The sequence below is a fragment of the Sphingomonas glacialis genome (genome assembly GCF_006439055.1).
In the GTDB taxonomy this organism is placed as follows: Bacteria; Pseudomonadota; Alphaproteobacteria; order Sphingomonadales; family Sphingomonadaceae; genus Sphingomonas; species Sphingomonas glacialis_A.
Map to the genome: position 1 here is coordinate 66,420 of NZ_RCZC01000003.1, position 22,174 is coordinate 88,593.

At 63.0% G+C, this 22,174-nt stretch carries 24 protein-coding genes; 7 read left to right on the plus strand and 17 right to left on the minus strand.

From position 1 onward, the window contains the following. Positions 1-58: 58 nt before the first annotated feature. From EAH76_RS12075 to EAH76_RS12090, 4 genes are all read left to right on the plus strand, one after another. Positions 59-919 (plus strand): alpha/beta fold hydrolase, encoded by an 861-nt coding sequence (locus EAH76_RS12075; RefSeq protein WP_241659673.1) that lies wholly within the window; start codon positions 59-61, stop codon positions 917-919. Positions 920-966: 47 nt separating this feature from the next. Further along, positions 967-1,602, plus strand: coding sequence for an NAD(P)H:quinone oxidoreductase (gene wrbA / locus EAH76_RS12080; RefSeq protein ID WP_140850537.1), 636 nt, complete (start codon positions 967-969; stop codon positions 1,600-1,602). 288 nt (positions 1,603-1,890) lie between these two features. After that, complete coding sequence (locus EAH76_RS12085) at positions 1,891-3,102, plus strand: carbohydrate porin (RefSeq protein WP_161989031.1); 1,212 nt, start codon at positions 1,891-1,893, stop codon at positions 3,100-3,102. Between the two features lie 381 nt (positions 3,103-3,483). Beyond that, complete coding sequence (locus EAH76_RS12090; protein WP_140850539.1) at positions 3,484-4,026, plus strand: sensor histidine kinase; 543 nt, start codon at positions 3,484-3,486, stop codon at positions 4,024-4,026. Between the two features lie 176 nt (positions 4,027-4,202). Here EAH76_RS12090 and EAH76_RS12095 read toward each other — a convergent pair whose 3' ends face one another. The 4 genes from EAH76_RS12095 to EAH76_RS12110 form a co-directional block, all read right to left on the minus strand. Then, positions 4,203-4,727: a cytochrome P460 family protein gene (locus tag EAH76_RS12095; RefSeq protein WP_206667866.1), complete on the minus strand. Its 525-nt coding sequence runs from the start codon at positions 4,725-4,727 to the stop codon at positions 4,203-4,205. A 66-nt stretch (positions 4,728-4,793) separates the two neighbouring features. Then, on the minus strand, positions 4,794-5,549 hold the full coding sequence (locus EAH76_RS12100) for an SDR family NAD(P)-dependent oxidoreductase (RefSeq protein ID WP_140850541.1): 756 nt from the start codon (positions 5,547-5,549) through the stop codon (positions 4,794-4,796). A gap of 177 nt (positions 5,550-5,726) precedes the next feature. Next, a complete protein-coding gene (locus EAH76_RS12105; RefSeq protein ID WP_206667867.1) occupies positions 5,727-6,359 on the minus strand; it encodes a response regulator transcription factor in 633 nt (210 codons plus the stop codon). Continuing rightward, positions 6,356-9,361 carry a sensor histidine kinase gene (locus EAH76_RS12110; protein WP_140850542.1) on the minus strand — a complete coding sequence of 1,002 codons (3,006 nt, stop codon included), beginning with the start codon at positions 9,359-9,361 and terminating at the stop codon, positions 6,356-6,358. The genes EAH76_RS12105 and EAH76_RS12110 overlap by 4 nt, the downstream gene beginning before the upstream one ends. Positions 9,362-9,799: 438 nt before the next feature. Here EAH76_RS12110 and EAH76_RS12115 point away from each other — a divergent pair, with 438 nt between their 5' ends. After that, complete coding sequence (locus EAH76_RS12115; RefSeq protein ID WP_140850543.1) at positions 9,800-10,432, plus strand: winged helix-turn-helix domain-containing protein; 633 nt, start codon at positions 9,800-9,802, stop codon at positions 10,430-10,432. 466 nt (positions 10,433-10,898) lie between these two features. On the opposite strand, the gene EAH76_RS12120 is transcribed toward EAH76_RS12115, so the two are convergent. The 7 genes from EAH76_RS12120 to EAH76_RS12150 all read right to left on the minus strand — a co-directional run bounded on the left by EAH76_RS12120 (position 10,899) and on the right by EAH76_RS12150 (position 16,373). Continuing rightward, a complete protein-coding gene (locus EAH76_RS12120; protein WP_241659674.1) occupies positions 10,899-11,246 on the minus strand; it encodes a carboxymuconolactone decarboxylase family protein in 348 nt (115 codons plus the stop codon). Further along, positions 11,243-11,986, minus strand: coding sequence for a dienelactone hydrolase family protein (locus EAH76_RS12125; protein WP_140850544.1), 744 nt, complete (start codon positions 11,984-11,986; stop codon positions 11,243-11,245). Before EAH76_RS12125 ends, EAH76_RS12120 begins: the two co-directional genes overlap by 4 nt. 125 nt (positions 11,987-12,111) lie before the next feature. After that, entirely contained in the window at positions 12,112-12,933 is an 822-nt protein-coding gene (locus EAH76_RS12130) for an alpha/beta fold hydrolase (RefSeq protein ID WP_140850545.1), read from the minus strand. Between the two features lie 27 nt (positions 12,934-12,960). Then, entirely contained in the window at positions 12,961-13,383 is a 423-nt protein-coding gene (locus tag EAH76_RS12135) for a DUF6130 family protein (protein ID WP_206667868.1), read from the minus strand. Next, on the minus strand, positions 13,383-14,357 hold the full coding sequence (locus tag EAH76_RS12140; protein ID WP_140850546.1) for an alpha/beta fold hydrolase: 975 nt from the start codon (positions 14,355-14,357) through the stop codon (positions 13,383-13,385). The genes EAH76_RS12135 and EAH76_RS12140 overlap by 1 nt, the downstream gene beginning before the upstream one ends. Positions 14,358-14,524: 167 nt before the next feature. Then, positions 14,525-15,403 carry a fructose bisphosphate aldolase gene (locus tag EAH76_RS12145; RefSeq protein ID WP_206667874.1) on the minus strand — a complete coding sequence of 293 codons (879 nt, stop codon included), beginning with the start codon at positions 15,401-15,403 and terminating at the stop codon, positions 14,525-14,527. Between the two features lie 40 nt (positions 15,404-15,443). Further along, the gene (locus EAH76_RS12150) at positions 15,444-16,373 is read right to left on the minus strand and encodes an MBL fold metallo-hydrolase (RefSeq protein ID WP_140850548.1); all 930 of its coding nucleotides are present in this window, start codon (positions 16,371-16,373) and stop codon (positions 15,444-15,446) included. Positions 16,374-16,799: 426 nt separating this feature from the next. Here EAH76_RS12150 and EAH76_RS12155 point away from each other — a divergent pair, with 426 nt between their 5' ends. Then, complete coding sequence (locus EAH76_RS12155; protein WP_140850549.1) at positions 16,800-17,000, plus strand: hypothetical protein; 201 nt, start codon at positions 16,800-16,802, stop codon at positions 16,998-17,000. 121 nt (positions 17,001-17,121) lie between these two features. Here the strand turns inward: EAH76_RS12155 and EAH76_RS12160 are convergent, their stop codons facing one another. The 6 genes from EAH76_RS12160 to EAH76_RS12185 form a co-directional block, all read right to left on the minus strand. Further along, positions 17,122-18,087 carry a HoxN/HupN/NixA family nickel/cobalt transporter gene (locus EAH76_RS12160; protein ID WP_241659675.1) on the minus strand — a complete coding sequence of 322 codons (966 nt, stop codon included), beginning with the start codon at positions 18,085-18,087 and terminating at the stop codon, positions 17,122-17,124. A gap of 77 nt (positions 18,088-18,164) precedes the next feature. After that, the gene (locus EAH76_RS12165; RefSeq protein WP_140850551.1) at positions 18,165-18,575 is read right to left on the minus strand and encodes a DUF302 domain-containing protein; all 411 of its coding nucleotides are present in this window, start codon (positions 18,573-18,575) and stop codon (positions 18,165-18,167) included. Continuing rightward, the gene (locus EAH76_RS12170) at positions 18,572-19,282 is read right to left on the minus strand and encodes an aquaporin (RefSeq protein WP_206667869.1); all 711 of its coding nucleotides are present in this window, start codon (positions 19,280-19,282) and stop codon (positions 18,572-18,574) included. Before EAH76_RS12170 ends, EAH76_RS12165 begins: the two co-directional genes overlap by 4 nt. Continuing rightward, a complete protein-coding gene (locus EAH76_RS12175) occupies positions 19,279-19,611 on the minus strand; it encodes an SH3-like domain-containing protein (RefSeq protein ID WP_140850552.1) in 333 nt (110 codons plus the stop codon). The genes EAH76_RS12170 and EAH76_RS12175 overlap by 4 nt, the downstream gene beginning before the upstream one ends. Then, on the minus strand, positions 19,608-20,276 hold the full coding sequence (locus EAH76_RS12180; protein ID WP_140850553.1) for a nitrile hydratase subunit alpha: 669 nt from the start codon (positions 20,274-20,276) through the stop codon (positions 19,608-19,610). Before EAH76_RS12180 ends, EAH76_RS12175 begins: the two co-directional genes overlap by 4 nt. Beyond that, positions 20,273-20,602 (minus strand): SH3-like domain-containing protein, encoded by a 330-nt coding sequence (locus tag EAH76_RS12185; protein ID WP_140850554.1) that lies wholly within the window; start codon positions 20,600-20,602, stop codon positions 20,273-20,275. The genes EAH76_RS12180 and EAH76_RS12185 overlap by 4 nt, the downstream gene beginning before the upstream one ends. A gap of 544 nt (positions 20,603-21,146) precedes the next feature. On the opposite strand from EAH76_RS12185, the gene EAH76_RS12195 reads away from it, so the two are divergent. Further along, a complete protein-coding gene (locus tag EAH76_RS12195; protein WP_140850556.1) occupies positions 21,147-22,160 on the plus strand; it encodes a dicarboxylate transporter/tellurite-resistance protein TehA in 1,014 nt (337 codons plus the stop codon). Positions 22,161-22,174: the final 14 nt, after the last annotated feature.

The following is a 22,174-nucleotide window of genomic DNA, read 5'->3' on the forward strand; positions in this document are numbered from 1 at the left end:
GCACATGATGTGATCTCACATGGTCTAACGAGACGTCTTCGCGCGAAACGCTCATCTGATGGTGGCCGCAACTGCTCGTCAGATGCGGCGTGAAGAACCACTCCCGTCGAAGGATACCCAGATGCGCGCTTGGCTCATGACAGCATCCCTTTTGGCTATGTTCTCGGCCCCGGCCACGCTGCCGGCCGCGCCGCACCCGAACAGCGGAACCGAGCCCAAGCCGACAATCGTGTTGGTGCATGGCGCGTTCGCCGGATCCTCCAGCTGGAATAGCGTCATCGCCGATCTTAGCCGCGACGGATACCCGGTGATCGCTGCTGCAAATCCGCTCCGCAGCGTCAAAGGTGATGCCGCCTACGTCGCGAGCATCGTCGCAAGCGTGAAGGGCCCCGTCATCCTTGTTGGTCATTCCTATGGTGGCGAGGTGATTTCGGTCGCCGCAGTCGGCCGATCCAACGTCAAAGCGCTGGTGTTCGTCGCGGGCTTAGCACCCGAGGTCGGAGAGAGCGCGGCCTCTCTGGGCACCCGGTTCCCCGCAGGAACGCTGAATGAGACGCTCGCCCCACCGGTCCCGCTCCCCGACGGGAACAACGACCTGTACATTGATCAGACGCGCTACTGGAAGCAGTTCGCAGCCGACGTCCCGCAGAACGACGCGCGCGGCATGGCGGTCACCCAACGGCCGGTGACACAAGCGGCACTCGGCGAACCGGTCGCGGCGCTCTCTTGGCGAAACGTGCCGTCGTGGTTCGTGTGGGGCTCGCTCGACCGCAACATCCCCGCGGCACTTCATGCCTATATGGCCGAACGCGCCAAGGCCCGCGAAGCGCTCGAAGTGCCAGGTGCCTCGCATGTCGTCATGATCTCGCATCCGCACGAGGTCGCCGCGATGATCGAACGCGCAGCGACGACGCGCTGAGATCCGGCGCGCAAACCACACTAATTCACCTGATCAGAGGATTTGCCATGTCCCTCAAGCCCAAAATTCTCATCGCGTTCTACTCCCGGACAGGGGTCACGGAAGCATTGGCGAACAGCATCGCCTCCGGTGCCTGCGAGGCCGGGGCCGAGGTCCGCCTTCGTCGTGCGCGCGAGTTCGTGACCGAAGACGTGATGGAGCGTTCGCCGGGCTGGCGCGAGGCCGCCGAAGAGATGAACCGGCGCTTCGAAGCCCCCACGGAGATGGACGCGGAGTGGGCCGATGCCATCGTGTTCGGTTCCCCAAGCCGGTTCGGCGCCCCCGCGGCGGAGCTCAAGGCCTTCATCGACAGCCTCGGCGGCTTGTGGTTCCAGGGTCGACTGAACGGGAAGGCTGCATCGGCATTCGCGTCCTCGTCCACAACGCACGGCGGCAACGAAACCACCATTCTGTCGCTCTACGCGCCGGCCGCGCATCTGGGCATGATCATCGTGCCGACCGGCTATGCTGATCCAATCCTTTTCGAAGCAGGGACGCCTTACGGTGCGTCGTCTGTATCCGAGAACGTCGCCAGGGCGCCGTCTCCTGCAGATCTTGCGGTGGCTCGCTTCCAGGGCCGCCGGGTCGCCAAGGTCGCGGCGGCGCTTCGCGGCATCCACGACCACGACGCATCGGCGACGTAAGTGCGAAAGGTCGCACGGTGAGTGCCCGCTTCGACACGAGCAGCCAGCATTAGCAGAGACTTCGCGATGCCTCGTGTCTCCGCAGCGCGCGGTAACGCACGCAACGTACCCTCGAGATGGGCCGGACAGAATCGTCGTTCTCCGGGGAGCGCCGAGCGTGGCACCGCATGCGGCCGGCGGCTTGCGGCGAAAGCCTGTCTGGGACATTTCGGGCAGGTCATCCGCGGAGGTGAGAGTCCGTCGGAAGAATTCGCGGCATCCCGAATGAGGAGGGTGGCCCCCTTTATCATGGCGGCTATCCTCTGCGCCGGGCCCGGACCCGGCCTCGCGCAGGAGGTGCCTGCTAACACCGTTGGAACCGGTTGCGACGAACACAGCAAGAGCACTCGCTCACCCGGGGCGCCGTTCAAAATCGCGGTCACCTACAACAGCGATGTGAACGCTGAACTTACGGGAGGCAGGCGGGGGGTGGTCTACCTTCAGCGTCTCGGCTTCATCGGCGATGCGGACTTGGCGCGCGTCATAGGCTGGAGCGGGGCAACGGCGCACGTCAGCGTCCATTCGATCGTCGGGACCGGTCTGTCAGACAGGCACGTCCGCAACCTGCTGACCGTCAGCGGAATCGAGGCGAAGCCCGCCCTCCGACTGTTCAATCTGTGGATTGAACAGAAAGTGCGTGGCAACCTGTCGATACGGGCTGGCCAGTTCACCGCCGCGCAGGAGTTTGCCGCCAGCACGACCGCCAATTTGCTCGTAAATTCAACCTTCGGCTGGCCCGCCAGTTTCGCGGTCGATCTGCCAAATGGCGGCCCCGCCTATCCGATCGCAGTTCCGGCAGTTCGTCTCGCGGCGTTGCTGGACGGCGGGAGAACCACAATCCGCGCCGGTGTGTTCGCGGGTGATCCCCGCGGCCGCGATCTGCGCGGCCTTGCGGGATGGCAGTTCAAAAGCGCGCCGCTCATGATCGCCGAGTTTGCGCAGGGAGCCGGCGGAGACGACCCCGCATGGAGTGTGGTCGTAGGTGGCTGGTTGAGTCTCGATCGGTTCGCGGCATCTCTCCCGAATTCCGACCGAACGGTGGAGGGCAACTATGCTCTCTACGGCATTGTGGACGTGCGACTGTGGAGGCGCGGGGGACGCACCGCGCGGGGCTTCGCTCGGATCACATACAGTCCGCGAGACCAAAACTTGGTCGATCGATACGCCGACGCGGGGGTAGCGCTGGCAGGGCTATTCCGGAGGCGCCCAAAAGACGAGATCGGATTGGCCATAGCCGCCGCCCATATCTCGCCATATCGACCCGGCGGCGTGCTGACCGCATCGCGCCCGGCCGAAATCGCGCTGGAGCTGAGCTATCAGATGCATCTGACTCCCCGCCTCGATGTCCAGCCCAACGCCCAGTTGATCCTGAATGCGCTTGATCCCGACCACGCCCGGAATGCGACGCAGGGTCGACGCAGCGCTGTCATCTTCGGTATCCGAACCTCATTCCGCAGCTGAGCGGCAGATGGTCAATCCGCCGGCCGTGTGGCGGCTAGCCATTCCAATGAAGGCGCCACTTGCACCGGATCAGCGCCTCCTCACGCCCGACTGACATCGTCTCACTCGTGGCCCACGCCGTGGGATCGTAAGGTACCAACTTACCAGATCGACACGGGTGATGAAGTGAAAGACCTTCCGATAGGGGACAGAACCTACCCCAGACGCGTAGAACCCAAGGCGCAGCAGAGCGCCGTCGGCGCTACCGCACATGACCTCTGTAACCATCTGCAGGTAATTGCGAGCGCGCTGGGCCTGCTCCAGAGGTCGTTCGAGGGCGAAACCGCGGTTCCAATCGAAACCATATTCCGGGGTGCCAGATCGTCCCTAGAGCGCGCTAGCATGCTCGGTCGCTGTATTGTCGATGGTGCGTTTGGGGTTTCTCAAGACGCCGCACCGACTTCGCTGCCTGAAAGGCTGGCGGCGCTTCGCGAGACCATATTGCTCGCTGCCGGTCCCGGCGTGCTGGTTGAGTACCTCATCGGCGACGAAATTCCCGACGTGGAATGCGCCGCACATGCCCTGGACGACGTGATCCTTAATATCGTTGGGAATGCGAGCCATGCGATGGGAACGGGTGGCCGTCTCGTGATCAGCGCGATGCGTGGCGAGGTCACGGTCGAGGGGCCACCGTGCACAGTGCTGCGCATCGCAGACAATGGCTGTGGAATGTCAGCGGAGACTGTGAAGCGTGCCTTCGAACCACGGTTCACCACGAAACCGGTCGGCAAGGGGTCGGGCATCGGCCTCGCGACAGTCGCTGCATTTACACGCTCGGCCGGCGGGTCGGTCGAACTCGAGAGCTATCCTGGTGTCGGGACGATCGTGACTGTCCGCCTGCCAGCAATGATCAGGATGGCACCGTGTTCCTGCTCCCGACCCTAGGATCGGAAACACCGATTACCGTGTTTCCTGCCTCCTCCGCGCGCGGCTATGCGGCGAACCAGGCGCATTAGGTTGCGAAGCGTTCGACGAGACGCCAACAGCGCTCGGTCGCCTTTGAAGGCGATCGTACCAACTCACCCCCGTTCGGGAGGCGGCCCCGGGGCTATCCCAGAAGACTAACGCGCATAGTGCGTAAAGATCCGATCCTCCGTCCACGGCAGCTTGGAATGGCAGCCTTGGCATGTGTTGAGCAGGGCAGCGCTCGGGTTGGCGATTCCGTTCTCGAACTGGCCATAACCCCACCCGCCCGTCGCTGCATACCGCCGCGAGTCCTTGACCTCGATCTGGACGTTCGTGGGGTCGCCAGCGATGAAGGACTGAGCCTGACCAAACACCGCATTGTTCTGCGAAGACGGCTCGTATCTCCACGCGAGCCTCGCGATGACGGCGCCGTCCGGAAAGGGTCTCGTGCCGCTTCGGAATGTCCTCATGGCGACATCGTTGCCGAGGATGACGCGGATGTCGTTCAGGCTCCCCGCCTCGTGCGCGACACTCACCACCTGCCATCGCCGATACCCGGAAGGCAGCTGGACTCCGAATATTGGAGATCCCTTGCCGTTGTTACCTTCCCTAGCGAAGACGATGGTTCCCAGGAGAAAAATCGCCGTCGAAACCGCAGACGCCTTCAACAATGGCGACATCATTCGATTCCTTCATTCGGCCATGGCGCCTCATCGCGGGGATGAGGGGCTCGCGCCGGCAACAGGTCAGACCTGCGCTATGCCGCCATCTGCGAAAAGCTCGGATGCGTTGACGAAGCTCGCATCATCTGACGCGAGGAACAGCGCCGCCTTCCCGATCTCCTCGGGTTCGCCAACGCGACCCAGCGGGATGATCGTGGCAAAGTGGTCGAGGAAGCCTTGCTGCGCACTGGCGTCGTCGCCGACCAGCCCGACGAGACCCGGGGTGCGGACCGGTCCAGGGCTGAGGACGTTCACGCGGATGCCAGTGTCCTTCAAGTCGAGTGCCCAGCTGCGGACGAGTGCACGAACCGCGGCCTTGGACGCCGAGTAGATGCTGAACGCGGGCGTCCCGCGGCTGGCCGCCGTCGATCCGGTAAGGATGATGGAGCCGCCCCGGCCCATTAGCGGAAGCGCCTTCTGGACCGTGAAGAGGACGCCCTTCACGTTGCGGTTGAACGTGTCGTCGAACTGTTCCTCGGTAATCTGCCCCAGCGGGAGTGTGCCGCCGCCCCCGGCGTTTGCGAACAGCACATCGATGCGGCCGCTCTCCGAGGCGATCCGGTCATATAGCCGGTCGAGGTCGGAGAGGGTCTCCGAGTCGGCTTGAACCCCGACGGCGTCATGGCCGATCTCGCGGACCGCCTCGTCGAGCACGTCCTTGCGGCGCCCGGTTATATAGACCTTGGCGCCTTCGCCCGCGAAAACCTTTGCCGTAGCAAGTCCGATACCGCTCGAGCCGCCGGTGATGACAGCAATCTTGCCCTTCAGACGATCATGCATCGCGAAATATCCTCTCAATGCCCTGTATCATGCAGCAGCGAGGAATGATCGATGCCGCATTCATAGATGGATTAAGTTGCCGTCGCGAAATCCAGAAGGCAGCTCTCGTGAGATGTTGTATGCGGCGCGAGCGGGGTTTCATGCAGGACCTGACGTTCGACAATCCCGCGCGGAAACTCACCGGAGATGGATCGCACCGCGGCGTAGTGCCGCCGTCACGGCATGCGTCCTATCGTTTACGTCAAGCTTGGCGAAGACGCTGCGCAAGTGCGCCTTGACCGTGTCGTCGGATATCGACAGTTCCCACGCAATTACCTTGTTCGACTTTCCTTCCGCGACAAGCTGAAGAACCCCTATTTCGCGTGGTGTGAGGGCGTCTTCGGCAGAGTGTATGGCGATCTCCTGCGCTACCTCCGGCGGGAGATAGCGTCGACCGCTGTGGACGGTCCGGATCGCATCCAGAAGTTCGCGCCGTAGCGCGCTCTTCAACAGATAGCTGGACGCGCCGGCTCTCAAGGCCTGCACCGCCTGCACATCACCTTCGTAGGTAGTGAGCACGATGACGCGAGCCGTGGGGCAGATGGTTCGTAGCCGCTCGATCGCGTCCAAGCCGCCCATGACGGGCATTTGGAGATCCATCAGCGTGACATCGGGGCGGACCTGCTCGAAAAGCTTCAGTGCTTCCGCACCATTCGCCGCCTCCCCGACGAGCAGTAGGTCCGGCTCGTGCTCGATCATTCGCGCGATGCCTTCACGGAGCGCGGGATGGTCGTCCACGGTCATAACGCGGATCGGGGCATCGATCATCATGTTGGCGACTCCTCTCCGTTCCGCTTCCGGGCGTTGAGCGATTGGCCTGGGGCATATGCCAGTCGCCCGGGCACGGCGACGCTGACCTCCACTCCAAGCTGCGGTCGGCTGGCGATGGTCAGCAGACCACCGGCATGTCTTGCCCTTTCGCGCATGCCGGTCAGACCAAAATGGCGGGGCCGTTGTCCGGCGGCGGCAACGTCGTCCGGAAGCCCCTTACCATCGTCTCTCACCCCGAGCTGCAGTTGACGACCATACACGATCGTCACCTCGATCCTCGACGCCTTCGAGTGCTGGATTGCATTTCGAATGGCCTCTTCCGCGATGCGCAGGAGTTCTTCTCGGACCATCGCGTCCAGTTCGCGAGCGCGACCTTCGGCTGTCACAGTGATGGATGCCGCGGAACCGGATCCCAGATCACCTGCAATCGCCACAATTGCGCCGGCGAGGTCCGGACCGTCCTCAGCAAAGCGTAGGTCACTCACCCGATTCCGCCCCTCGGTGAGCACCGCTTCGGCGTGATTCAGCGCCTCGTCCATCGGTGGCCGCATCGCGCTGTCCGGCGGCAAGCGGTTGGCGATCGCCTGGAAGCGAAGGACGAGGCCTTGGAAACCCTGCAACAGTGTGTCGTGCAGTTCGCGTGCGATCCGCTCGCGTTCCGCCAACTGGGCGCCGAGACGGTCCCGAACGCGTGCGGTCAACTGTCGCGTCCGAACGGAATATAGGGCCCAGAGAAGCAGGGCACCTGCCATCGTGCAAAGCAGCGTGAACCAACCAGATTGCAGGAAGGTTGGGGCGATCGAAAATCCGACGGTCGCGCCGCTGCGATTCCAGACTCCATCGTTGTTTGCGGCGATTACATGGAAGCGATACCGGCCGGGTGCGAGATTCGAGTATGACGCCTCGCGCCGAGAGCCGGGATCGACCCAATCATCGTCGACGCCCTCGAGCCGGTAGCGGACGCGTACACGCTCGGGCATCGTCAGGCTCAAGGCGGCGTATCCGATCTCGACCTTCGAAGTGCCTTGCGGGAGATCGACATAGACCGGATCGGTGTAGGAATTCCTTGGTGTGACGAGACGGTTGATGGACACCGGCGGCGGCAGTGTGTTGCGCACGAGATGCGCTGGATCGACGAAGACCGTTCCGGCGAGGGTCGAAAACCAGACGCGGCCGTCCCCACCTAACGCTGCTGCCCGTACGCCCGACCTAACGTCGATATCGGGTAGCCCGTCACTGAAGGACAGGACGACAGGGCGCAACCGCGCTTTCCTATCCGTGAATGCGGCTTCCAGCTCGGAGGTGACCAATCCGATGATCTGCGCCTGCGCGATCATCCATGTCTGACCCGACTTGGTCTGAACGACGCCAGTTGGCTGACGCACCCAAGGAACTCGCGTTGCAGAGATGGTCTGAAGGCTTCCGTGCCATACCCGGCCCAACCCGGACGGGTCACCCACAAGGAGCCCGCTCGCGCCTGCGATAGCCATCGACATCGCCCTACCGGCCGTCGGCTTCAGTTCCTCCCGGATCGCGTGGCCGCCACCATCGAATTCCACGATTGCGCCCGACGCGAGGTATGCAAGTCGCCTGTGATCGGCGGTGGGAATGAGCTGGACCGGCCGAAACCCGCCCGCGCTCGGGATGACGGGATGGTCCCACTTGCCGCCCGCTAGACGAAAGAGGCCGTCCGTTCCCGCATTGGCCCACAACACCCCCTGATCGTCGACCAGACAATCGTCGATAGCACCGTTCGCGACACTGATCGGATGCGTGGTGTTGAGTAGGTGCTTGTCCCGAAGCCGCAACAATCTTTCATGCGTGAACATCCACACATCGCCGTTGAGTCCTTCGCAAATCGCCTCCGTGCTGCCGACGTGCGAGATCACCGGCATCGGACCGCCGCCTGGCAGGATCTCGTATATCGTATCGGCTTCACCGACGTAGACGGCCCCGCTGGATACGCCCGTGATTACGTCTCCGAAGACGGCGGCATCCCGAAGTTGCGGCTGTACAATGACGTTGGCCGCGCGGAACCGGTCGAGGCCCCGGCTCGAACCGATCCATATGTTGCCTTCACGATCCTCGAATACTGCACCGGCCGCTGACGACGCAAGCTCGCTCCCGACGACGTCAACATCTAGGGGCGGGGCGCCACCCACTAGCGCTCGACGGGGAGACAAGGGAGCGCTCAGGCGAAATATGCCTTTCTTGAAATATAGCCCCCACAGGTTGTCATCGTGATCGAAGCGAGCCCATGCTGCCCTGGGAAACGCTGGTGTTTTGAAGTGTCGGCGAGATTGATCGCGGGGGGAGACGATCCAACTTCCTGAATTGTCCGAAGCCCATATCCGGCCCCTGCTGTCTTCACTGAGAGCTGCATGTCCCTCCAGTGTTACCGGCACCTTCTCGAAGTGCCGCGAACCTGGGCGCAAGATCATCAGCAACTGCTCCGTGGCTACCCAGAGAGCGCCCTCACGATCTTGCAATAGGCCCGTCACCTGCTGATGGGGCAGACCCCAATTTTCGCCGATCTGAAGCCAAGCGTGACCATCGAAACGAAGCAACGGCATGTCCGGCCGACCCAGCACGGCCCAGATAGCGTGGTCCGGTCCTTGGGTGAGACTTATGACGTAATCCGTGAAGGGCGGTGCTGGAATGTCATGGAGAAGCCCGTGCTGTACGACCGACAGACCACCCTTCGTATAGCCGACCCATATCGATCCGTCGTGTGCTGCGAGCAATGCAGAGACCGCCCCATGGGGGGGCGTCGGACCGGCGGCGGCGATCTGCTCGAAGCTCACACCGTCGAAGCGAAAGACGCCTGCGGCGGCGCCGATCCAAAGGTAGCCATCGCGGCCTTGCGCCAAGGCGCCGATGGTGCTCGGCGCGCCGTCCTCGATGGTCCAACGCGTGTGCTTGTACTGAGCAATGCTCAGAGCGGGATCAAGCGAAAGGGCAGGCGTGGTGTAAAGAACACACGCGAGAATGGATACGAGCACAAGGATCCGCGGCTGCCTGATCGCTATTCCAATCTACGGTTCGTTGTCGCAATCATCTTAGGTCATGTTGATTAGGCCTGCACCCCCCTAATGGATTAGCCAACTATAGCCCGATCAGTCATTATCGGCGATGGCGATCGCCACTCTCGTTCGCCGCCGAGCCGGTGGTCTCGGCGCCACTGCAACATTTGCAACGGGCACGCGCGGAACACTGCGCGCGAATGCCTAGAAATTGCGTTCGGCGCGTGTCGGCAATTGCTGTCTACCACGGCGCACATGGGTTTCCGACCGATGTATCGGAGCGGAAGCTCCACACGGAAGAACGACCCTTCATACGCCCCGGCTGCGGCTCCCTAAAGTGTAGGTGCGGCATACTCCGCACGGACTGGCCGATTTTTCTGCGGTGAGCCAGTTTAGGTGGGAACAGAGGAGCGGGACATGGCACAGGCAGTTCAAACCGAAAGTTTCCAAGGTCAACATGCGCCGGAGCAGCGAAGCTTCGACCTCGGTGACCCCGTAGAGGATAGCAGTGGGGCGTTATGCTTCGGCGGGTTCCGCGTTCACCCCTGCGCTCGCAGCCTGACGCTTCATCAGCAAGTCGTTCCGCTCGGTAGTCGGGCCTTTGATCTGCTCGTCGTCCTTCTTCGCTCACGCGGCCAGCTCGTCACGAAGGAAGAGATCGTCAGAGAGGTCTGGCCAGCGACTTTTGTCGACGAGAGCAACCTGCGCTTCCAGATGGGAGTTCTTCGGAAGGCGCTCGGACCCGAGCGCGACCGCATAAAGACCATCCCCGGTCGGGGATATCTGTTCGCTGTCAACGATGCAGACGCCATCCCTAAAGTTGCTCCTTCACTCCGCGCGGGAGTACACGACCCGTCGTACGAAAGTGTGATCATCATCGTTGAGCCCGATGATGGCGACCGCCACGCGATGGCATCGCTTCTTCGCGCATTGAAAGCGCGCGTGATCAGTTTCACCTCCGTAGAGGAGGTGGTTACGTACGCGGCGTCCCCCCTTCGGGTGACCCATGGATCCGCAATGGCTATGCTGGACCCCGCTTTGACAGCCTAGCCGGGTTCTCGGTCGTCAAGCAGACCGGCAGGCTACTTGCGCCTGCAATGCCGGCAGTAGCGACGTGACGTCGCTCGTCCGGCCGGGCCTACAACTTTAGATTGGCCTGCCACTGTATCACCGAATTGATCCGTACACCTGAGTCTATAACTGTATTTGCTTCTTCAAATCTGCGCTTGGCTGAAGGGGCATGACACGACTCAGGTGGATACAGCGCTTCTCTCGCTTCTCAGCGCGACACGTCTCGTAGATCCCGCCAACACCTCTGCCTTGAGAGAAATTGCCGCACGGATGACCGAATGCGCTCTTCGGCGCGCCGGCAAATCGATCCTGCGCGCGATGTAAGACGCGCTCGACTCCGACACCTTGCACTTCGCCGCGGGACGGAAATCCAGGACTCCTTCGACGTATACCCTCGCACAGTCGTCACTTGGCCGGCAGTAGCGATCCGCCATCGCCGTCCGCATCAGCTTTTGGCAGATTCCCGAAAAGCGTCTAGGGTCCGCACCGAGTAGACAAGCGCCGCGCCTGCATTGACGGCGATCGCTACGCCCAAAGCCTCCACTAGTTCGCCTTCCGTCGCACCGTGCTTGCGCGCGGCGTCCGCGTGCACCGTGATGCAACCATCGCATCGCAAACTCACTGCGACCGCCAGCGCGATCAGCTCGCGCGTCTTCTCGTCGAAATGGCCGGACTTTCGCCCCGCTCCGCTGATCGCGCCGTATCCGCGCACGGTGTCCGGACTGAGAGTCGCCAGATCGGCGACGCCGTCGGCGACCTGACGGCGATAGGTGTTCCAGTCGAGCATCGTCATGAGAGAACTCCCAGTTGTTGGCGCTGTGAAAATGGTGCGGCCTGCCGGCCGAGCATGGCCGTAAAAAAGCTCCAGGTTCGTTGATTGGCCAGCGTCGCGGCCCTTGCGTCGTAGTGGGCGCCGCCGTGTCGCGAGAATGCGTGATGGCAGCCGGAATAGGTGAACACCTGAACGTTGGGCTTGTCATCGAGCGCAGTGATGATCGCGTTCCTCGCATCTTCGGGCATGAACTCGTCCTCGCCCGCCAGATGCATCAGCATGAGCGTCGTGATTGCGCCGGCCTCGTCGAGATACTTCTCGGTCTCGGCCCCGTGAAAGGCCACCGCTGCGTCGATTGACGTGCGGGCAGCCGTGAGGAAAGTCATGAGTCCCCCTAGACAATAGCCGAGGATGCCCACCCTCCCAGACGAGCCCGTCAACGCCGCCGCGGCGTCCACGGTGGCGATGATATCGGATACGCCAAGTTCCCGGTCGAAAGCGCCATAGAGCGCCAAGCCAGTTTTCCAATCCGCTTCCGATCGGACATCCAGGTCGATACCAGGCTGCTGCCGCCAGAACAGATCCGGGCAGATGGCCAGAAAGCCTCGAGCGGCGAGATCGTCGCACGTCTGGCGCATGTCCGCGTTCACTCCGAACAGCTCGTGCAACACCACGACGGCGGGGGCGGAGGGTACGGAGGGTAGCGCCCGATAGGCAGCAAAGCGGCCGTCTGTCGTAACGATTTCGATTTGCTCGCCCATATGTCACCTCTCAAAGAAGAATGTCGCGGGGCGGGGTGGCAAGTCCGCGCTCAGCTGCACAGAGTTCGTCGTGCTCGGCTGCGGGATCACGCCACCCTGGGACCATAGGGTGGCGTGGCCGAAGCTCAGGACTTCAGGAAGGCGAGCAGCTCTGCGTTGAACCGGTCGCGGTGGGTCACCATCAGACCGTGGGGTGCCCCCGGATAGACCGTCAGCGTCGCTCCGTGGACAAGCTTGACCGTTTTGCGGCCGGCATCATCGATCGGAACGATCTGGTCGTCGTCGCCGTGGATGATCAGCGTCGGCACGTCGAACTTGGCCAGGTCATCATAGAAGACGGTTTCGGAGAATTGCTTGATGCAGTCGTATGCACCCTTCAGCCCGACCATCATCGACTGGAGCCAGAACGCATCCTTGATGCCCTGCGACACGGTCGAGCCCGCTCTGTTGGCTCCGTAAAAGGGCTCAGCGAGTTCCCGGTAAAATTGCGATCGATCGGTGGCGACGCCCTTGCGCAGTCCGTCGAACACATCGATCGGCAGGCCGTCGGGGTTTCGCGCGGTCTTTAGCATGGTCGGCGGAATCGCCGACACCAGCACGGCCGCCTTGACCCGCGACGTGCCATGGCGGCCGATGTATCGGGTGACCTCGCCGCCGCCCGTCGAGTGACCGACGTGCGTCACGTCGTGGACGTCGAGTGCATGGACGAGTTCCGCGAGATCGTCCGCGTACGTGTCCATGTCGTTGCCGTTCCAGGTCTGGCTGGATCGGCCATGCCCGCGTCGGTCGTGGGCGATCACGCGGAAGCCGTGCGATGCCAGCGTGAAGAGCTGATCCTCCCAAGCGTCAGCGTTCAACGGCCAGCCATGCGAGAACATGACGACCGGGCCCTGTCCCCAATCCTTGTAGAATATCTCGGCTCCGTCCTTCGTCTTGATCGTAGGCATGGTACGTCCTTCCTCGTTGGGCTTCGGTCAGTGGTTTTCGGCGCTCATCCGTTCTGGAACCCGGAAGCGAATGAGCGAGCGGTCGATGACGCGGTGGGTGGGGTCCGCGAGTTCGATCAGAACCTGATGTTCGCCAGGCGGCAGCCCCACCACGACGATGGTCTCTCCGCCGGAATCGACGAAGTGCCACGGCGCGTCGTCGATCGTCACATGGACGTGGCCGACGCGCGGAGAGACACTCAGCGCGCCCGCTCCAAATACCGGCAGCACCCGCAGATTTTCGGCGCGGTATTGGATGAAGACGCGGCCCTCAGAGAGAGGGCCCGCGAGTGGCGGATCCGCCAGCAGCCTCGGCTCCGGCTCGTCTTCGATCGCGACAAGCGGGGAAGCTTCCCGGGAGGGGCGGCGGTCTCCGTCGTGGCTTTGCCCGGTTGTCCGCAAGCGGCCCATCAGGCCCTCACGAAGGCGAGCAGATCCGCATTGAACCGCTCTCGGTGTGTGACCGGCAGACCATGCGGGGCGCCGGCATAGATCTTGAGCGCCGCCCCACGGATGAGCTCGCGCTGCAGCACGGCCGAGTTGCCAACTGGCACAAGCTGATCCTGCTCGCCATGGATGATCAGCGTCGGCACGTCGAAGCGCCGCAGATCCGGCGTGAAGTCCGTCTCGGACTGCGCCTTGATGCCGTCGTGGACCGCCTTCAGCCCGGCCGCCATGCACTGCTGCCAGAATGCTTCCCGGACACCCTGCGATACGACGACGCCGGGACGATTGGTGCCGAAGAAGGGAGCACTCAGATCATGGTAGAACTGTGCTCGATCGGCGAGGACCTTCTGGCGGGTGTCGTCGAACGCCGACAGTGGCGCGCCGTTGGGATTGGTGGGCGTACGGAGTCTTATCGGCGGAATAGCCGACACGAGCACCGCCTTGCTCAGACGGACGGTCCCGTGCCGGCCAATATAGCGCGAGATCTCGCCGCCACCGGTCGAATGCCCGACGAGCGTTACGCCCTGGAGATCGAGCCCGTCCATAACGGCTGCCAGATCATCTGCGTAATGGTCGATATCGTTGCCCACCCAGGACTGACCGGACCGGCCGTGCCCGCGCCGATCGTGCGCGATCACCCGGCAGCCGTTCGACGCGAGGAAGAACAGCTGATCCTGCCAGGCGTCGGAGTTGAGCGGCCAGCCGTGGGATAAGACGACGACCGGACCGTCTCCCCAGTCCCTGTAAAAGATCGGCGTGCCATCCTGCGTTTTGATCGCGCCCTCGCCAGCGCCGTGCCGGGCTGGGGAGCGCGACGGAGCAGCGGATGACAGCGCATAGGACGGGATGCCAATTGCACCGGCTACGGCGAGGCCAGTGACGCCGACCAAAACCCGCCTGCGCGTGGTCGAGGGTGCGGGGATCGGTACCAATGTCATGCAGGCCCTCCTTCGACGGCGGTGGATCGCTCTGGTGCGCCTGTCGAAAAGCTACCGTCGACGGGGCGTCGCGGGTAGGAAGTTGCCACGAGGCGATGTGAGACTGTGCGAGGTGCCGCCTGCTGCGGATTCGCGGTTGTTCGGTCGTCGCGCCTGACTTCCGCCATTCAGCACTTGAAAGTGGACGCGGCGTGAATCTGCGCAATTGAGTCGCCTAGCGCGCGATCGAAGACCACGTCGTCCATGCTGTAGCGCAGGCCATTCAGAAGCGCGCGCGAGAAGCTGGCGATCAGGCCGTGGTTGGTCGACAGACGGGCGCAGGCCTCGACGCGCGAATAGCCTCCCGACAGGGCAAGCACCCGCGCCACGCGGTCATGAGCCACGAGCGGGGCATAGGTGTCAGGGCGCTGGGGAATGGTGAGCTTTAGCATCACCTGGTGGCGTCCGGTCAGTGCATCCAGGCGGTCGGCGATCTCTTCCACAAGAGTCCGCTCCGCCTCCACACGATTTGGTGCACCGATCGATACCTCGGGCTCCAAAATCGGTAGCAGCCCTGCGTCTATGACGCGCTCCGCGAGCCGGAACTGCTGCTCGACGACGGCGGCGATGCCAACCGGATCCAGGCGCCGTATGACCGATCTCATCTTGGTGCCGACGACGCCGAGCGAGGTTGCCCGACCAAGCAACCCGTCGAGGTCGTCAAGGGGTCGCATCAGTTGCACGCCGTCCCTCTCGGGCTCGAGACCCTTGTCGATCTTAAGGAAGGACGCGATCCCGCGGCGGCTGAGGTAGCCAGGCACCGGCTGTCCGTCCGCCTCCCGGTTCATCGTATCCTCGAAGAGGATGGCCGCAAGCACACTCCGACCGGTGAAGCTTGGTGCCGCCATGACGCGGACCCGCATTTGGTGGATGTGGTCGAACATCTGTTCGTCGTCGGTCCAGCAATCTTCCGATATGCCGTATGACTCGAGCGTCGCCGCCGTAGAGCCACCACTCTGATCCAGCGCTGCGAAGATGCCCGCCCCGCCGCGAAGCTGGGCCATCATCACAGGATCGGTCACGATGATTGCTCCCTGGCAGCGAGGGTCACACGCCGCGGTAGACGAGGCGTGTGAAGAGATCGCCGTTGATCAGGGCCTGGCCCCATTTCGCATCGAAAGACGCGGTCGGCTTCGCGGCGACCACCTGCTCGATCGTACGGCCCTGCGCTTTGAGCGCGCGGACGCTTCCACGGATCGAGACGAGCATGTCGCGGAAGGCGACCAACTTCGCACGGTCACCGGCGTGGCCGTGCCCAGGGATAACCAGCGTGCGAGGCCCGGCAAGCGTCAAGTTGACGTTCGCCGCCCGGATCGCGCCGTTGATGCCGCCGCCGCCGACATAGTCGATGAACGGATACATCCCGTTCCAGAACGTGTCGCCCGTCTGCAGCACATCGGCCTTCTGAAAGTAGACGGAAAGGTCGCCATCCGTATGACCGGGTTGATAGTGCCGGATGTGGATCGTCTCGCCGGCGAAGTGCATTACCTTGTTACCCGCCACGACCACATTGGGAAGATCGCGTGCGGCCGCTGGCGTGAACGTGTGCTCCCATTCCACCACGCGGATCGTCTGCATCAGCCGATGACGCGTGTGCGGATCCGCGAGGATGGTCGCTCCACTCCGCCGGAGCCAGCCGTTGCCGTCGGCATGATCCCAGTGCCAGTGTGTATCGACGACATAACGGACCGGCCCTCGGCCGACCGAGCGCAGCGCGGCCTCGATCTTGCTGCGCGAGATGGAAATGCCCGCATCGACCATAAACAGGCCATTCGGTCCGGCGATCACGCCGATGTTGCCGCCCGAGCCGGAGAGCATGAACACGCCACCGCGAAGACGTTGCGACTTGACGGGATCGGCCGCGGCGGCCGCGTTTATCGTCGAATAGGGGCTGCCCTGAACTTCCGCGCTCGCGAAGGACAGACCTGCAAAAAGCGCAACGGCTTGCACAACTGTCTTTTTGCTGAAAATGTTCATCGTAATGCTCCGGTCGCGGCAGGAATTGCTCTGCGACCTCAATATCAGCACCTCTCGGCCGTGCTCAAATGAGACGCCGTGAGAAGTCATGATGAGCCGTAAACATCAGGTTATATAAGATAAAATGAACAACTATTCTTTCATGATCCAATAGATTCTCACTGGAAATAACGGGACCGATCTGGCGTGCTTTGTACAGTCGCCGCTCTTCGGACAATGTTGGAAGAAGCGCGATGATGGATGAGATCCCTGGATCTACGGCGCACAACGCGGTCATGGTGCTGCCAGCCTAGTTGCGCTGGTCGGTCTTTGGTTTGCCTGAGGAGCGGACAAACCGCCGGCGCACAGCCTGGCCCCCTCGATGCCGCTGACGGCGCGATGAAATTCCGGTCAGTATTGTCTCAAGATCCAACGAAGGAGATGACCATGAAGAAGAAAAAGAGCGTCGAGCACGTACTGTACATCCCGGACAGCCCGAACGTGGGCGACGTCAATGTCAATGATGGCGATCTAAAGAATGCCGCCCAGGATCGCGCACAGGCCGACGAGCTGGCCGCCAAGGTCTCGATCGGCGACGAGCTGTCCGCCTACGAGAAAGTCGCCGGTCGGGGCGTCCCCGAACCCTAGTGGAAGGACGCCCCGGCTGATCGATAAGGCTTTAAGCGGTTGCGCCGCGTTGTCACCGCTCGGGTGCAGTGGTCACCGCGCCGGGTTTCGCGCGCGCGCAGTTGCGTCCAATGATCGGCGATTACGCTACTCTTAGTGACCGATCGGGCTTAATAAGTCTGAAGGTCATGGCCGATGCGAACCAGGCCAGCGCGAAGATGGCGACGATCGCAATGCCCAGATAGTTGAGGTTGCCGTTCAAGATGTTCACCAAGTCGGCGACCGGACCGCTCAGGCCGAACAACCGCACCCCGAGCGTGCCAAGCTGAACGCTTCCAATGAACAGGGCGATCCCGATCGACATCAGGGTGATCGTCATGTTGTAGTAGAGCTTTCGAAGGGGATTGGTCACGGCCCACTGATAGGCGCCCACCATCATGACCCCATCCGTCGTGTCGAGCAGCGACATGCCGGCCGCGAACAGCACCGGATAGACCAGCGCCGAGCCGAACGAAACGCCGTGCGCGGCCTGCGTAGCGGATATGCTGAACAGCGATACTTCGGTGGCCGTGTCAAAGCTTAGTCCGAAAAGGAAACCCAGCAGGAACATGTGCCATGGCCGGCTGACACAGCGGAACAACGGCCGGAAGACCCGCGACAGCAGGCCGGCGCCCGCGAACAGCAGATCAAGCTCGGCCTCAGTGACCTCGTGCCCATCGCGCACGCGCCGCAGCGTACGCACCGTCGCGGCGAGGATGCAAAGGTTCATCCCGGCAACAAGCAGCAGGAAGAGGCCCGACACGCTCGTACTGACGAGGCCGCCGACTTCGCGGAACGCCTGAATTCGGCTCAGTCCGCCAGCGGCGGCCACCACGGCTGCTGTCGAAAGCATGATCACCGAAGAGTGGCCCAGCGCGAACCACAGACCGATCGATGTCGACCGCTTGCCCTGCTGGAGCAGTTTGCGCGTGACGTTGTCGATCGCTGCGATGTGATCCGCGTCCACCGCATGTCGCAGCCCAAGCCCGTATACCACGGCAGCGACGCCGAGCAGTACCGGCTGGCCGTGAAAGGCCAGTAGCGCCCACACCCAGGCGCCAACGTTCATGGCAAGAAGCATAGCGTACACGGCGAGCAGGTTTCGCCTGAATGCGGGGTCTTCCGGTAGCGTGCGGAGCAACGACCTCAGCACCTGCCGCTGATCCCGGAAGCGGCGACGATAAGCCGCTGCAGCAATTGCTCCATCTTGTCGGACGCGGCCCGGGCCTGCGTGATGCCGTGCCGCGACCGGATCCATCCGGGGTCATTGTAGCCGATCCGGATCTGCCCCTCTTCGGTCTGCCAGACCAAAAGCTTCAACGGAAGGTCGATACCCGAGGAGGCTTTCTCCTGCATGAGGTCCGTGCCCACCCGGGGGTCGCCGAACAGGAGCAGCAGGAGGGGATGCAGCGGAAGTCCGACGGCGGCGGCGGCGGCGGCATGGTCGATACGCAGCATCGGCGTTATCCCACGCTCCAGCATCGCCGCATCGAGTCGGTCTATCGTGGCGGCGTAACCGTCCACGCTATCGATGCAGATCAGGCCTTCGACCATCATTCGATCACCTGCTTGCTCGAGAAGATGACCGAGACGAGAAGGAGGGCGACGAGAGCCCCGCCGGACTCGGCAACGACGTATGGCACCGCAGACTGCAGGCTCATCGCTAGCGGGCCGGCGGTTACAGTCGCACCGGCGACGACGGCCGGGTTCGCGTAGGAGCCGGTCGGCGTTGCGATTACCGCTCCGACCAGCCAGGCGCCGACCGCGAAGGGGCCACTCTCCAGCTGATTGCTTCGAGACGCTCCGAAAACGACCAGCATGAGCCCAATGCTCGCTACGAACTCACTTGGGAAACCCGCCCAGCCCAGCCCACCGACCAAAGGGGGAGAGGCGCGCCACAGCACGGCCGCTGCGCCACCGCCGATTATGCCACCGAGCATCTGGGCGAGGACGTAAGCGGCGGTGCAGCGCGCCGATCGTTCGCCAGCGAGGAACTGCAGAGAGGTGATAAGGGGATTGTAGTGGCCTCCGGATATCCTGCCGAGCGACACGATGAGCGAGACGAGCGCACCCGCGACCGTGACCGCCACCAGAACGGTGACGGCGCCTGGGTGGGCAGGCAGAAGCCTCGATGCCGCGATGCCGCTCGAGCTGGTCACGAGCACCAGAAGCATCGTGCCGAGGCCTTCGACAACAACCCGACGCGGTAGCGCCAGCGAAGGATCCGCCTCGCGGAAGCACGTGCGGACCGAAGCTGTCGTCACGCCAGCTCGCCGGTGAAGCGAGCCTCGACCTCGGTCATTTTGTCCGCAAGTTCGGTCGGCGTGAAGAAATGCTTGGTGAATGCGATGTTGGCGAAGGTTACGATCCAGCGCTCGTAATAAGGGAGCTTCGCGATGAGGCCCTCGCCGAGCGCCTCGACGCCCTTTCGCTTCTCCTCGGTATTGATGACCTTACGCAGGTCGAGCACGTCGGCAAGCGCATGACAGCGTTTCTCCCACGGCTCCAACGGATGTTCGACGCGCTGGAACGGGCCGGCGTCGAGACCTCCGATGTCGTTGGGGAGACGGGTGACGAAGTCTGGGATACTCATCGCGATGCCTCCTGTGGGAGCGTGACGGGGATGACACCGATCATGGCGTCGCGCGTCACAAGTGACGCTAGCCGGTCTTCCGACCAGCCGTCCGTGCCCTCGGGCCGGCAGGGCAGCACTAGGAAGCGCACAGTTGCGGTCGAATCGCTGACGCGGATTTCCACATCTTCAGGAATGACCGTCCCGAATTCGGCCAGCACCTTGCGGGGCTCGACTACCGCGCGGGAGCGGTATGGCTTCAGCTTGTACCAGTCCGGCGGGAGGCCAAGCACTGGTCGCGGGTAGCAGGAGCAGAGGGTACAGACGATGAGGTTGTGGACCGTCTCGGTGTTCTCGAGCACGATGAGATCGGTGTCATCATAGAAGCTGATTCCCAGCTCCTCGCAAGCGCGACGTCCGTTCTCCAGAAGCCTCGAGCGAAAGGCCGCGTCCGTCCACGCCTTGGCCACCACTGCCGCACCAAGGGCGGGCGATCGGCTGTCGAGCACTTCGATCTGCCGCCGGATGTCGCCCGCGGTGATCAGACCCTTCTCTATGAAGAGCTCGCGAACAGCCGTCTCCATCATGTCGTAGTACCCGGGTCGTCCCTCGACGACGGGGGCATGATCGTCGTGGGCATGATCATGGTCATGGTCATGGTCGCTTGGTGACGTCTCCGGGATCATGCCGCGCGCTCCAGCCAGGTTTCATAGACTTCGATCTGCAACTCGTCCCGCGGTGACCCCTCGTAGCCGGGCCACAATGAGGGCATCGGCACCGAGATGCGGTAATAATGCCGACGATTGCCGGCGTTTCGTCCGTAGCCCTCTTCCTCATTGTCGATGAGCGAGGGCTCGATCACCTTGAGAACTTCGCCCGTCTGGCCGCGCAGGTACTGCGGGACGCGGTAGTGACCAATCGGGGACCGCGTCCCGACCTTTACCCGGTCACCCGGAGCGAACGCGGGCTTCTCGCCCGTCGCCGTCACTACTCGTTCGAACACCGTCGCCATCTCGATCAACCTCCTGCGCGCGATCGCGCTATCGCCAGGGCAGCCGCTGCCCGGCCTCGTTACGGCCATGACGCGCGCATTTGCGGGGGGCGCTGCGCCGCGTTGCCGCACCGGCCAAAGTGCCAGGCTTCGGCCGGGACCTTTTTGCGGCGATGGCTGTCGTCGATCCAGTTAGATGGGGTTAGGACACGAAAGCTGTTGCGAGCCGCCTTGGTCGCCACACGGCGAGGGCATCGTGCGCCTAGGTGTGCCTCTTTCTAATTCTAAACCGGTTATTGTGCGGCGACGTGTGGTTTCAGCCCGCAGCTAGCGACATCTCGCATAAGCTCACGCAACTCCGCCGCGCGGCCGGCTATGCTGGCAGCCCCATCCTGCCGGAGCACGAGATGTCAGCAGATCGAGAACAGCCACCGAGCGACAACCCATCGCAAGCTGGCGATGCATCCGACGGACAGTCGACACGAAACCGCCAGGATGTTCTTTTGGATGAATCGCTCGAGGAATCGTTTCCCGCAAGCGATCCTCCTGCATCGAATCGCTTCTGATGCGAGCAACCTCCGAGAACCTCGCTAGCTGTCATAGCCTCGCTGCGCACCAAGCGCACCCGCCTCGACGTAGCGCTCCACTAATCCCGGCCGCGTATTTCGGCATCGTGCTGGGCCTGGGTGGCTTTGCCAATAGCTGGCGAGTGGCGCACCGAGCGTGGGGCGCATCCGCTGCGATAGGCGAGACAATCTTTGCCCTTGCCGCGGCCGCGTGGATCGTAGTGCTAGCGCTATACTCCTGGAAATGGATCGCCGCGCGCGAAGCGGCACTGATCGAGGCCCGCCATCCGGTCCAATGCTGTTTCATTGGGCTTGCCGGCGTCGCAACGCTTCTCATTGCGCAAGGCGCCCTGCCATACAGCCGCGCGCTCGCGATCGCCCTGTTCGCGGCGGGAGCCACGTTCACAACCGGTTTTGGCGTCTGGCGCACCGGGCTCCTCTGGCAAGGAGGACGGGCAGTTGAGGCGACTACGTCCGTCCTTCTGCTCCCGGTAGTAGCAGGAGGCTTTGTGATGGCGGCGACGGCCGGGGCTTTCGGCTGGCCTACCTGGGCAGGTCTCGCGTTCGGCGCGGCACTCTTCTCATGGCTCGGGATCGAGTCGGTATTGCTCCACCGGCTCTACACGGCGGCGCCACTGCTCCCCGCGCTTCGGCCCACGCTTGGTATTCAGCTCGCGCCGCCAAGCGTTGGCGCGCTTGCATATCTCGCGACCGGAGCGGATCCGACCAGTCTGGTCCCGCAGGCGTTCCTGGGGTTCGCCCTCCTGCAAGCGCTTCTCCTACTCCGACTCTGGCCCTGGATCACCGAGCAGCCATTCGCGCCATCCTATTGGGCCGTGACTTTCGGCGTGACCGCGCTGCCAACGGCGTTGATCAAGGTCTCCGCGGCCTCACCTTCCCACGCGTATTCCGATCTTGCGTTCGCCACTTTCGTCGCCAGCAACCTCATCATGATCGTCGTAGTGATCCTCACGGTCTTCTGGGTATTCCGACAAAAGTCAGCCGCCCCGTAGGCGCGACACAATCC